At 59.4% G+C, this 11,599-nt stretch carries 12 protein-coding genes; 6 read left to right on the top strand and 6 right to left on the bottom strand.

The window, feature by feature from the left end:
• The first annotated feature begins 5 nt into the window (after positions 1–5).
• From KQ933_RS26895 to KQ933_RS26880, 4 genes are all read left to right on the top strand, one after another.
• Positions 6–284 (top strand): hypothetical protein, encoded by a 279-nt coding sequence (locus tag KQ933_RS26895; RefSeq protein ID WP_216759053.1) that lies wholly within the window; start codon positions 6–8, stop codon positions 282–284.
• A gap of 72 nt (positions 285–356) precedes the next feature.
• On the top strand, positions 357–1,484 hold the full coding sequence (locus KQ933_RS26890) for a tartrate dehydrogenase (protein WP_216759052.1): 1,128 nt from the start codon (positions 357–359) through the stop codon (positions 1,482–1,484).
• 37 nt (positions 1,485–1,521) lie between these two features.
• Positions 1,522–3,000, top strand: coding sequence for an NAD-dependent succinate-semialdehyde dehydrogenase (locus KQ933_RS26885; protein WP_216759051.1), 1,479 nt, complete (start codon positions 1,522–1,524; stop codon positions 2,998–3,000).
• Positions 3,001–3,010: 10 nt separating this feature from the next.
• Positions 3,011–3,805 carry an HpcH/HpaI aldolase/citrate lyase family protein gene (locus KQ933_RS26880; RefSeq protein WP_216759050.1) on the top strand — a complete coding sequence of 265 codons (795 nt, stop codon included), beginning with the start codon at positions 3,011–3,013 and terminating at the stop codon, positions 3,803–3,805.
• Positions 3,806–3,824: 19 nt separating this feature from the next.
• On the opposite strand, the gene KQ933_RS26875 is transcribed toward KQ933_RS26880, so the two are convergent.
• From KQ933_RS26875 to KQ933_RS26850, 6 genes are all read right to left on the bottom strand, one after another.
• Positions 3,825–4,550 (bottom strand): SDR family oxidoreductase, encoded by a 726-nt coding sequence (locus KQ933_RS26875; protein ID WP_216759049.1) that lies wholly within the window; start codon positions 4,548–4,550, stop codon positions 3,825–3,827.
• A gap of 12 nt (positions 4,551–4,562) precedes the next feature.
• Complete coding sequence (locus KQ933_RS26870; RefSeq protein ID WP_216759048.1) at positions 4,563–5,624, bottom strand: ABC transporter ATP-binding protein; 1,062 nt, start codon at positions 5,622–5,624, stop codon at positions 4,563–4,565.
• 59 nt (positions 5,625–5,683) lie between these two features.
• The gene (locus KQ933_RS26865; RefSeq protein WP_216759047.1) at positions 5,684–5,890 is read right to left on the bottom strand and encodes a DUF2160 family membrane protein; all 207 of its coding nucleotides are present in this window, start codon (positions 5,888–5,890) and stop codon (positions 5,684–5,686) included.
• 4 nt (positions 5,891–5,894) lie between these two features.
• Positions 5,895–6,731, bottom strand: coding sequence for a carbohydrate ABC transporter permease (locus tag KQ933_RS26860; RefSeq protein ID WP_216759046.1), 837 nt, complete (start codon positions 6,729–6,731; stop codon positions 5,895–5,897).
• A gap of 4 nt (positions 6,732–6,735) precedes the next feature.
• Positions 6,736–7,611: a carbohydrate ABC transporter permease gene (locus KQ933_RS26855; protein WP_216759045.1), complete on the bottom strand. Its 876-nt coding sequence runs from the start codon at positions 7,609–7,611 to the stop codon at positions 6,736–6,738.
• 95 nt (positions 7,612–7,706) lie between these two features.
• Positions 7,707–9,140 carry an extracellular solute-binding protein gene (locus tag KQ933_RS26850; protein ID WP_216759044.1) on the bottom strand — a complete coding sequence of 478 codons (1,434 nt, stop codon included), beginning with the start codon at positions 9,138–9,140 and terminating at the stop codon, positions 7,707–7,709.
• Positions 9,141–9,435: 295 nt separating this feature from the next.
• Here KQ933_RS26850 and KQ933_RS26845 point away from each other — a divergent pair, with 295 nt between their 5' ends.
• Both KQ933_RS26845 and KQ933_RS26840 read left to right on the top strand, forming a co-directional pair.
• Positions 9,436–10,320: a sugar phosphate isomerase/epimerase gene (locus tag KQ933_RS26845; protein WP_216759043.1), complete on the top strand. Its 885-nt coding sequence runs from the start codon at positions 9,436–9,438 to the stop codon at positions 10,318–10,320.
• Positions 10,321–10,384: 64 nt separating this feature from the next.
• On the top strand, positions 10,385–11,599 hold the full coding sequence (locus KQ933_RS26840; RefSeq protein WP_216759042.1) for an ROK family protein: 1,215 nt from the start codon (positions 10,385–10,387) through the stop codon (positions 11,597–11,599).

Here is an 11,599-nt window from a genome sequence, read left to right as displayed (position 1 = left end):
ATTGCGTGCGCGCCAGCCGCAGACAGGCTTCCTTCGACGGCTGGATATGGCGGCCGACGATCTCGACAAGCTTCTCGCGATCGCCCTTTTCCATAGTCGATCATCATGCCATGCTGCTACCCCTCAAGGCAGGCAGCGAATATCGCAACAATATTGTTGGGTATCTTGGTGGACTGTGCAAGAACTCAAGAGCCATGAAAGCAGGATCGTCGAACTCGGCGAAGCTGCAATGCGTTCCCGAGGAGATCGAGGTCGAGGGCGTGGTCAATGTTGCTTACCTCTGACGACAGCCGCTTGATTACCAAGCAGATGCTTGTGATCAATGGCGGCCTTATCTGACGATGAGTGGGGGTCCCATGAACGCCAATACCAACACCGCGCCCCGCCGCTATCGCATCGCCTCCGTTCCGGGCGATGGTATCGGCCCCGAAGTCATCGCCGCCGGCCTTGAAGTGCTGGATGTGCTGGCCGCCCGCAGCGGTACTTTCGTGCTCGACGTCGATCACTATGACTGGGGCAGCGAGCGCTACCGCAAGACCGGTGCCTTCATGCCTGACGATGCGCTGTCTCTGCTGAAGCAGGCTGACGCCATCTATTTCGGCGCCGTCGGCGCGCCTGACGTGCCGGATCACGTCACGCTCTGGGGCCTGCGCCTGCCGATCTGCCAGCGTCTCGACCAATATGCCAATATCCGGCCGACCCGCATCTTCCCCGGCGTGAAAAGCCCGCTGAGGGGTGTGGAAGAAGGCGATCTCGACTGGCTGATCGTGCGCGAAAATTCCGAGGGCGAATATTCCGGCCATGGCGGCCGCGCCCATATCGGCCTGCCAGAGGAAGTGGCGACCGAGACTTCGATCTTCACGCGTCGTGGCGTCGAGCGCATCATGCGTTTCGCCTTCCGCGAGGCGCAGAAGCGCCCGCGCAAGCTCTTGACGGTCGTCACCAAGTCCAACGCCCAGCGTTACGGCCTGGTGCTCTGGGACGAGATTGCCGCCGAGGTCGCCAAGGACTTCCCCGACGTGACCTGGGACAAGGAACTGGTCGATGCCATGACTTTCCGCATGGTCGCAAAACCGAAGAGCATCGACACTGTCGTTGCGACCAACCTGCATGCCGACATTTTATCCGATCTTGCGGCGGCACTTGCGGGCTCTCTCGGCATCGCGCCGACCGGCAATGTCGATCCCGAGCGCCGGTTCCCCTCGATGTTCGAACCGATCCACGGTTCGGCCTTCGATATTACCGGCAAGGGCATCGCCAATCCGGTCGCGAGCTTCTGGACGGCATCGTTGATGCTGGAACATCTTGGCGAGGCGGCTGCCGCAAAGATACTGATCTCGGCGGTGGAACAGGTCTGCGCCGCCGGCATTCTCACTCCAGATCTTGGCGGCAAGGCAACCACGGCGGATGTGACGCGCGCCGTTTGCGAAGCGTTGCGGGGATCGAACTTCGCCCCCGATGACGAGAATATTCCGGCCGTCTGATCTCCCGGCAGCCGCGTTTCATGGAAGGTGTCCAGTTATGAGCAACAGACTTTCGGGCTACAAGCTTCGCCGTCCGGAGCTTTTTCGCGAAGCGAATTATATCGCCGGCCAGTGGGTGCAGGCCGATAGCGGCCGTACCTACGACGTCACCAATCCTGCGACCGGCGAGGTGATCGGCACCGTGCCGGCCATGAGCGCTGTCGAAACCAACCGTGCGATCGACGCTGCCTACAAGGCGCAGAAGGCATGGGCGGCGCTGACCGCCGAGCAGCGCGCCAATCATCTCTGGAAGCTTGCCGAGCTGATGCACGAGAATCTTGAAGACCTTGCAGCGATCATGACGATCGAGCAGGGCAAGCCGCTCTCCGAAAGCCGCGGCGAGGTCGTTTATTCCGCAAGCTTCATCGAATGGTTCGCCGAAGAGGCAAGACGCATCTATGGCGACACGATCCCTTCGCCAGTTCCGGGGCGTCGGCTGATCGTGCAGAAACAACCGGTTGGCGTCTTCGCGGCGATCACGCCGTGGAACTTCCCTTCGGCAATGATCACCCGCAAGGCCGGTCCCGGCTGGGCGGCAGGCTGCACCGGCGTCATCCGTCCGGCGAGCCAGACGCCCTATTCGGCGCTGGCGCTGGCGGTGATGGCGCAAGAGGCGGGTTTTCCGGCCGGCGTCTGCAACGTCATTACCGGTCCTTCATCGGAAACAGGTCCCGCAATCACCAGCAGCCCGAAGGTGCGCAAGCTCACCTTCACCGGCAGCACGGCAGTCGGCGCCAAGCTGCTCGCTGAATGTGCGCCGACCATCAAGAAGACCAGCATGGAACTCGGCGGCAATGCGCCCTTCATCGTCTTTGATGACGCCGATCTCGACGAGGCGGTGAAAGGTGCCATGGGCTCCAAGTTCCGCAATACGGGACAAACCTGCGTCTGCGCCAACCGCATTCTCGTGCAGGACAAGGTGCATGACGCCTTTGCCGAAAAGCTCGCAGCCGCCGTTGCCAGGCTGAAGCTCGGCAACGGCATGGAGGAGGGCGTCACCCTCGGCCCGTTGATCGACGAGGCGGCGGTCAAGAAGGTCGAGACGCATGTCGAGGATGCCGTCAAACACGGTGCGAAAATCGTCTCCGGCGGCAAGCGCGATCAGCGCGGCGGCAATTTCTACCTGCCCACCATTCTCTCAGATGTCTCCCCTGCAGCGGAAATCTTCTCCGACGAGACGTTCGGCCCGGTTGCCCCGCTTTTCCGCTTCAAGACGGAGGAGGAGGCGATCGAAATGGCGAATGATACCCCCTTCGGTCTTGCCGCCTATTTTTATGCCCGTGACGTCGGCCGCATCTTCCGGGTTGCCGAGGCTCTCGAATTCGGCATTGTCGGTATCAACGAGGGACTCATCTCGACGGCCGTCGCTCCTTTCGGCGGCATGAAGCAGTCCGGCATCGGCCGGGAAGGCTCGAAATACGGCATCGAAGAGTTCCTCGAGGTCAAATACATGGCCATTGGTGGCCTGACGAACTGAGGAGAATGCCATGAGTGCAACTGACATCGACGGCTTTGCAGCCCGGATCAGGAACCATGCAAGCGGGATGATTTCCGCTTGGGTCGGCATTCCCGATCCGCTGCTGGTCAATCATCTGGCCCAGGAAGCCTTTGATGCCGTCGTGCTCGACATGCAGCATGGCATGTGGGATCTGCCATCGGCAGCAGCCGCCGTCAGTCATGTGCGTATTGCCGGCAAGCCGGCTCTCGCCCGTATTCCGGTCGGCGATTTCGCCTCTGCCTCGCGTCTGCTCGATGCCGGCGCGTCGGGCATCATCGCGCCGATGATCAACTCGGCCGAGGATGCGAAGGCCTTCGTCAAGGCCACCAAATATCCGCCCGTCGGCGAACGTAGCTGGGGTCCTTCGCTGGCCCTCAATCATACCGGTCTCTCCGCCGATGACTACCTCAAGAATGCCAATGACCTGACGGTGGCGATCGCCATGGTCGAGACGCGCGCATCGCTCGAAGCAATCGACGATATTCTTGGTGTGCCCGGTATCGATGGCATCTTCATCGGTCCTTCGGACCTTTCCATCGCACTTTCCAACGGCGATCAAGTCGCACCGAATGCCGCCGAGATCGACAGCGCCATGCGGCATGCCGTTGCGCGTTGCCGCGCGCATTCAAAATTCGCCTGCGCCTTTGCCGGTGACGGCGAGCGCGCCGGCGAACTTCTGAAATTCGGCTTCGTCTTTGTCATCGCCGGCGCGGAAACCGCGCAATTACGCTCCGGCGCCCGCAAACAGATCAACGCCGCCAGGAAGATTGCCTCCGGCGGCTGATCCATAGGCATATACGGTCTCAAGCGATCATGTAGCCGCCATCGACAGGCATGGAGATGCCGTTGACCATCGCGGCTTCGTCCGAGAGCAGGAAAAGGATCACCTCTGCCACGTCCTCGGACTCCGCGAACCGTCCGACCGGGATGCGGTTCAGCATGCCGGCGGCCTTTACCGGATCGCTCCACGCCTTGATCGCCATCGGGGTCAGCGTCACCGTCGGATGTACGCCGTTGACGCGGATGCCTTTCGGCGCCAGTTCCTTGGCCATGACGCGCGTCAGGCCGTCAAGGCCGCCCTTCGAAGCGCAATAGGCGGCATGATCAGGAATACCGATGAAGGCGGCGACGGAAGAGACGTTGACGATGGCGCCCTTGCGACCCGCTTCGATCAGGGAGCGCGCAAATTCCTGTGCGACGATCATCGGAGCGCGTGTGTTGACGGCTATCAGATGATCGAAGGCCTCTATCGTGGTGTCCAGGAAGGATTGCAGCTCGGTCGTACCGGCGCAGTTGATCAGAAGATCCGCTGGCAGAGCAGCTTGCGCAGCCTCCCGCGTTGCTTTCGCATCAGCAAGATCGACCTGAATGGCCCGGCAGCCAAGATCCTCCCGTAAGGAAACGACATCGTCAGCACTTCTGGTCAGTGCCGCGACCTCAGCCCCGCGTTTGACCAATATCTCTGCGACGACACGGCCGATGCCCTTGCCGGCGCCGGTGACGATGACTTTTTTACCTTCAAAATTCATGTGATCCTCGCTTTACAATCGCTGTCCCGTCGCCTGATCAAAGATGTGAACGCGTCTCGGATCAATATGAAAGTGCAATGTCTTGCCGGGCGCGACCTCAAGGCGTTCACGGATGAGGGCATCGATCGGGGTGCCGCCGACACGGCCGAAGATCAATGTTTCGGAGCCGGTTGGCTCGTATACCGAAACTTCCACCGGAATGCCGTCGTCACTGATGGTGATGTGTTCCGGGCGAATGCCGTAGGTCACCGCTTTGCCGTCCTCAGCATTCACGCGGTCGACGGGCAGGATGACGCCCTGGTCGGTGATGACGATTTGCTTGCCGTCCCTTGTTGCGATCTTGCCCTGAAGAAAATTCATCGATGGGCTGCCGATGAAACCGGCTACGAAGAGATTAGCGGGGAAGTCGTAGAGGTCGAGCGGTTTGCCGACCTGTTCCACCCTTCCGTCGCGCATGACGACAATCTTGTTTGCCATCGTCATGGCTTCGATTTGGTCATGCGTGACGTAGACGGTGGTGGTTTTCAGTCGCTGATGCAGCTCCTTGATTTCGACGCGCATGGTGACGCGAAGCTTGGCGTCGAGGTTGGACAGCGGTTCGTCGAACAGGAAGACCTGCGGGTCTCGGACGATGGCACGGCCCATGGCGACGCGTTGGCGCTGTCCGCCTGACAGCTGTTTCGGGTAGCGGTCGAGATAGCGTGTCAGGTCGAGGATCTCGGCTGCCCTGCCGACCTTTTCGTTGATCTCCGACTTGGGGCGTTTCTGCATCTTCAGCGGGAAGCCCATGTTCTCGGCGACCGTCTTGTGGGGGTACAGCGCATAGCTCTGGAAGACCATGGCGATGTCGCGTTCTTTCGGCGGAGCGTTCGTCACGACGCGGCCGCCGATCCTGATGTCGCCGCTGCTGACCGTCTCAAGACCGGCGATCATGCGCAGCAGCGTGGACTTGCCGCAGCCGGATGGGCCGACCAGCACGACGAATTCACCATCTTCGATATCGACGCTGACGCCGTGCATGACCTGAAGAGCGCCATATCTCTTGGTGACGTCGCTGACCTGTACGTTTGCCAATCTCGTTTCTCCCTAATGCAGCACCGCTTGCGTATTGATATTGTTGACAGAATGCCGCCTCACCCCTTCCGGATGATGTAGGCGCCGAGCACGGCGGAGATTGCGACGGCGAACCAGACCGAAAGCCCGAGCGGCTCGATGAACCGCATCCAGAACAGGGTGAGCGCGACCCAGATCACGATCGAGATGAACAGCCGGTCGAACCAGTTCGTCTCGATCGGCAGGAAGCCCGGCTGTTTTTCGTTGTTTCGAGAATCCGAAGCCATCTCGCTATCCTTTCACTGCGCCGAAGGTCAGGCCGGCAACGATGTGACGCTGCACCACCGAGAAGACGATGAGCGCCGGGATCAATGTCAGCATCGAGATCGCGGCCATGATGCCCCAGGCGGTGCCTGTCGTCGTCACGTATTCCGACAGGCCGGTGGTGAGTGTGCGGGCGTTGAAGTTGGTGAGTGTCGCGGCAAGCAGATATTCGTTCCACGCGAAGACCCAGGTGAGGATGAGCGTCACTGCAAGCCCCGGTCGCGCCAAGGGAAAGACGATGTCGTAAAGGACCATCCAGGGGCTTGCGCCATCCATATAGGCCGCCTCGTCCAGTTCCTTGGGGATGCCCTCTACCGTTGGACGCAGCGTCCAGATGGCAAAGGGAAGGTTGAAGGAGCAGTAGACCAGGATCATGCCGAGCCTGGAATCCGCCAGCGAAAAGTCGCCGATCCTGTAGACCTGCGTCAGCAACAGGAAAAGCGGCAGCAGGAAGACGGCCGGCGGCGCCATGCGGTTGGTGATCGTCCAGAAGAAAATGCTTTCCTTGCCGGCGAGATCAAAGCGGCTCAGCGCGTAACAGGCAAGAAAACCGAGGGTCGTGACCAGGATTGCGTTTCCAGACGAGATGACCAGCGAATTGATCATGTATCGCCGCAATGTCTCGTTCGTCAGCACGTCCTGATAGTTCTTCCAGAAGAAGCTGCTGATGACGACGTCTGGCGTCGAGAACAGGTCGAAGGGCTGCTTTACCGATATGACGAAGAGCCAATAGATCGGGAAGAGGGTTGCAAAGCTTATCAGCGTCCACAGGAGAACCGAAAGCCAGGGGTTCCGTCTCTGCATCGGATCAACCTCTCTTCGCGCGGGGAGCAATCAGGCCAACGTAGAGCAGCCAGCAGACCACGATGGTGAGGTAAAGCACGACGACCGAAATCGCCGAACCGTAGCCGTAATTCGTCTTCGGAAAGACTTCCCTGAAGATGTGGACGCCGATGTAGCGCGTCGAAGACCCCGGACCGCCCCCGGTCAGCATCAGGACTTCGTCGACCGTGCGCAGCGCGTCCATGAGCCTGATGAACACCGTGGCCAGCAGGGCGGGACGGATCAGAGGGAGCGTGATGTGCCAGAAGATCTGGCTCTTGCCGGCGCCATCGATCTGCGCCTGCTCGAAGGGATCTGGCGGAAGCGAGACCAAGGCAGCAATCAGGGACAGGGTGACCAGCGGTGTCCAGTGCCAGACGTCCATGATAACGGTGATGGTGAAGGCCGCAGCTGCGCTCTGGCCGATGTTCAAATCATACCCGAACCAGCTTCGCAAGAGATATGGGATGATGCCGATCGACGGTGTTGTCATCAGCTTCCACACCGATCCGACGATGATGGGCGCCATGATCAGAGGAAGGGTATGGATGGTGCGGAAGAACGCCTTTCCGGGAAAATCCTTCATCAGCGCCTGCGCGAGCACGTATCCGAGGACGAGTTCGGAAACGACAGCAAAGAAGACGAATGCGATGGTGATTCCCAGCGAGGCGAGGAACTGTTTGTCGAAGACGAGGGTGCGGTAGTTCGATGCCCAGTTGAAGACCATCAGCGGATTTGCGGCGAAGGGATTCCACTGGTGAAACGAAACCCAGACGACGTAGATGAATGGAAAGATGCCGAAGAGCCCGAGGATCAGGATCGTCGGCGACAGCAGCAGCCATCCAAACTTTTGTGAGTGCATTGCCTCATCCTCTTTGGCCCCCTGGGGCGGCCTATCGAGCCAAGAAAGAGACGGGTCGCCAAGCGAAGACGACCCGCCAAGGTGGGGAGGATGATTTATTTGCGATAGCCGAGCGACGTGAGCTCCTCTTCCGTCTTGGCGGCCATCTGGTCGAGGCCTTCGTCGGGCGCGATCTTGCCGGTCAGGATGTCGAAGAAGATCGGCAGGGTTGCTTCACGTAACTGGGCGTGGAACGGATACGGGGGAGCACCGGCGAAGAGTTTGCCTTCATCCTTCAGCATCGTGTAGAAGCCGCCGAGCTTGACATCCATCGCCTTGACCTTCGGGTCATCGAAGGTCGCCTTGTTGGTGATGCGGGGTGCCGCGATCGCCCAATCGGGCTGCACATCGTTCTGACCCATGAATTCGAGGAAGAGCAGGGCCGCTTCCTTGTTCTTGGACGTAATCGGAAGGCCGAAAGCGCCGCCGTCGTAATAGCCAATATAGCCTTTTCCGGATTTCGCATCTTCCAGAACGCCCGGTTCCAGCGGCGGCAGGGCAAAGCCTACTTTGTCGACCACCTTCGACTGCGCAGGATCACTCGCAATCCATGCCGCGTTCTCGCCGTAGATCAATCCTTGGGCGACACGGCCGGCAGCGAAGGTCGTCGCAGTCTCCGTCCAGGTGGACTGGGTCGATTCCGGTGGAGCGATATCGCGCAGGTGCAGCCAGTATTTCAGCGCGGCCTTCGCCTTGTCGCTGTTCATCGCGCCGCCATGCTCGACGGTTGCAGCATAGTTGTTGCTGGCGTCGATGCCCCAGTTATAGACGCCAAAGGTCGGCGCGATGGATTCGAAAAATTCATACCATGACGCCGCGTGACCTGTATGGGCCTGAGCCGTGGTGCCCCATAGCTCAATGCCGTTATCCTTGCCGTATTTGGTGAAGAATTCGGCGATCTGCGTGTAGTCCTCATGCGTGGTTGCCGGCTTCAGGTCTTTGCTAGTTTCCTTCTTGAAGGCTTCCTTGATCTTCGGATCATCGAAAAGGTCCTTGCGATAGAGATAGGTCTTCAGGAAGGCTTCCATCGGGACGCCAAAGAGATCGCCCTTCTTGTCCTTGAAATAGTCGGCGAAGCTCGTGAAGTTCGCGTCGTCGTAGGTCGGCGCCTTCAGATCCGCCTGATCCTTCAGCGTCTGAGTGATGTTGACGAGAAAATTCCGGGACAGATACGAGTAGATGATGTCCTGTTCGATGTAGACCATGTCGTAGATGCCGGTCTTGGCCTCCATGTCCTTGATGGCCTTGTCGTACATCTGATCCCAGGACGTCGTCTCGATCTCGACTTTGATGCCGGTCTTCTTCTCGAATTCCGGGGCGAGCACGTTCTTGATGTAGTTCGATGGCGGCGTGCTTTCGGTCACGCCGTGCAAGGTCACGCCTTTGAACTTGGCGCCGGCGTCAGACCAGAAGTCTGCCCAGGCCGGCGACGCGGCGGCGGCGAGGCTGAGCGTCAGCGCAAGCGCGCTGGCCTTCAGAGCGTAATTCATTTCAATCCTCCCAGATAGCAGCGAGATCATTTCGCCGAGCCATTTTGTAGACGAAAAAAGCTGCCCATGCAATATTTGTTGTCTAAACCTGCAAATATGCCGGCTATGTTGTTGATTTTGGTAAGAACTAATTCCGGTGAAAATAACAAATACAGAACAATCAAACTAAAATGCTGCAACGCAACGAATTTGCTCGCAGAGGCAAAATTTTGATCTGCGAATTTATTTGTTGTCTTACCATACTAAATGGCATAGGTGTGGCAAAGTTGAAGGCTTGAAGTGGAGGAAAAAAGCCATGCGCCGATTGGGTATCCATTCATTTGTATGGACAGGCGGCCAAACGCAGGGGGGCCTCGAAATGGCCCTTAACAAAACGGCCGAGCATGGATATCGCACGATCGAATTCGCTTATCTGCGCCCCGAGAAGTTCAATCTCGACCGTCTGGCGAAGCTCGCACAATCGCTCGATGTCGAGATCGGTGTGACGATGGGGCTGCCGGTCGACAAGGATATTTCGAGCGAGGATGCGGCGGCCGTCTCCGCCGGCAAGCAGACGCTGGCCGATGCGGTGCGTGCGGTCCGTGACATCGGTGGAAACAAGCTCGGCGGTATTCTCTATTCCGCGCACACCAAGTACAACCGCCAGCCGACGAAGAAGGGCTGGGACAACAGCGTCGCTACGATCGCTGCGACCGCTGATGTCGCGAAGGAAGCAAGGGTCGATCTCGTCCTGGAGATCGTCAATCGCTTCGAAACGAACCTTCTGAACACGGCGGCCCAGGGATTGAAGTTCATCTCCGAGACCGGATCGGACCATGTCCGACTGCATCTAGACACCTTTCACATGAATATCGAGGAAGCAAATCCGGCTGCCGCGATCCGGCTTGCCGGCGACAAGATCGGCTACTTCCACATCGGCGAAAGCAATCGCGGCTATCTTGGGGACGGCGTCATCAACTTCGATCTCATCTTCGATGCGTTGCTCGATATCGACTACAAGCGGGACATCGTCTTCGAGAGCTTTTCGACCGCCGTCGTCGATGAGGGTCTCTCGCTCGCCTGTGCAATCTGGCGCGACACGTGGACCGATAACGATCCGTTGGCGGCCCATGCCAAACGCTATATCGAACTGAAATACGAGGAAGCCAAACGCCGCCGCGTCACGAACGCGCGCCCCTGATAATCCTTCTGCCGATCTGCTTCGCAAGTGTAGGCTGGAGCAGTCGATTTGAAGAGAAATGAACATGAACGACACCGTCTCCATCGGAAGCTCGCCGCGCAGGATCAGGCAGAACAACATCGTCGCAGCCCTGCAGACGATCTACAGTCATCGCCGCCTGAGCCGGGCCGATCTGGCGCGGAAGCTCGGAATGAACCGTTCGTCGTCAGGCGAGATTGTTGCCGAACTGACGGAGAGCGGCTTTGTTCAGGAGTCGGAGGAGAGCAGCAAACAGCGCCCGGAGCAATCGCGCGCCGGCCGTCCGGGGATCATGCTCGAACTGGTTCCGGATGCCGCGTTCTTCGCCGGGATCGAACTTGGCGTGGAGCATATATCTGCTGTCGTCGTGGATTTTTCGGCAGATGTGCGGGCCTGTCGCAGGCTGGCCTTCCACGCGCAATCCTTGACCGTGGAGGAAGCGGTGGCGTGCGGCGTCGAGCTCATTGTGGACGCGATGTCGAAAGAGATGATTGAGCGCTGTCGGGGGCTCGGCATATCCGTGCCGGCGCATATCCGGCCGGAGGGGATTGTCACGCTTGCGCCGATCATCGGCTGGCGGGAGGTGCCATTGAAGGAGATCGGCCGCAGCTCCTTTCCGGCCGAGGTGCCGATCGCGGTCGAAAACGATGCCAATGCCTTCGCGATTGGTGACAGCTATCGTCACGGCGTTGCCGGTGTGACGCTCTTCCTGCTCATGGAGACCGGTGTCGGCGGCGGGATCATGATCGACGGGAAGCTGTTTCGCGGCGGTCACGGCCTTGCGGGCGAAATCGGCCATACCCTGGTGCCGGGAAGCGGCGGACAGAAGTTCGAGCAACTGATCGGCCGCGAAGTGCTGATCCGGCAGTACCGGGAAGCGACCGGCCGCACCGACGCCGACCTGCAGGAGTTCCTAACCGACGTTCGCGATCGCGTTCCGGACGCAGTAAACATAGCGGAGATCTGGTCGCGGCATCTTGCCTATGCGCTGCTTCAGGCCTGTCGTCTGCTCGATCCTGATAGGATCGTGCTGGGCGGCTCGGTGGCCTCGCTCTATCCGATGGTGGCTGCCCGCGTGGCGGTCCACATGTCGGAGGGCCAGAATATTCCTTTTCCGACACCCGAGATCGTCGTCGATGGCGATGCGGAGTTCGGTTCCGCCTTCGGAGCGGCATGCATGCTGCACCGGCGCTTCCTTTCTCTCGAAAACGAGGAGTTCGGTGGCGAAGACGGTGCAATACAACGGTCAACAGCGATTTAG

It is taken from the genome of Rhizobium sp. WYJ-E13 (assembly GCF_018987265.1).
Taxonomy (GTDB): Bacteria; Pseudomonadota; Alphaproteobacteria; order Rhizobiales; family Rhizobiaceae; genus Rhizobium.
The sequence above is the reverse complement of the archived record's forward strand: the minus strand, read 5'-3'. Positions and strand labels throughout refer to the sequence as shown.

What these genes read in the sequence shown, in the direction of transcription:
- KQ933_RS26890 (WP_216759052.1), top strand. Translation starts at nt 357, where the DNA reads ATGAACGCCAATACCAACACCGCGCCCCGCCGCTATCGCATCGCCTCC.
- KQ933_RS26885 (WP_216759051.1), top strand. Translation starts at nt 1,522, where the DNA reads ATGAGCAACAGACTTTCGGGCTACAAGCTTCGCCGTCCGGAGCTTTTT.
- KQ933_RS26880 (WP_216759050.1), top strand. Translation starts at nt 3,011, where the DNA reads ATGAGTGCAACTGACATCGACGGCTTTGCAGCCCGGATCAGGAACCAT.
- KQ933_RS26875 (WP_216759049.1), bottom strand. Translation starts at nt 4,550, where the DNA reads ATGAATTTTGAAGGTAAAAAAGTCATCGTCACCGGCGCCGGCAAGGGC.
- KQ933_RS26865 (WP_216759047.1), bottom strand. Translation starts at nt 5,890, where the DNA reads ATGGCTTCGGATTCTCGAAACAACGAAAAACAGCCGGGCTTCCTGCCG.
- KQ933_RS26860 (WP_216759046.1), bottom strand. Translation starts at nt 6,731, where the DNA reads ATGCAGAGACGGAACCCCTGGCTTTCGGTTCTCCTGTGGACGCTGATA.
- KQ933_RS26855 (WP_216759045.1), bottom strand. Translation starts at nt 7,611, where the DNA reads ATGCACTCACAAAAGTTTGGATGGCTGCTGCTGTCGCCGACGATCCTG.
- KQ933_RS26850 (WP_216759044.1), bottom strand. Translation starts at nt 9,140, where the DNA reads ATGAATTACGCTCTGAAGGCCAGCGCGCTTGCGCTGACGCTCAGCCTC.
- KQ933_RS26845 (WP_216759043.1), top strand. Translation starts at nt 9,436, where the DNA reads ATGCGCCGATTGGGTATCCATTCATTTGTATGGACAGGCGGCCAAACG.
- KQ933_RS26840 (WP_216759042.1), top strand. Translation starts at nt 10,385, where the DNA reads ATGAACGACACCGTCTCCATCGGAAGCTCGCCGCGCAGGATCAGGCAG.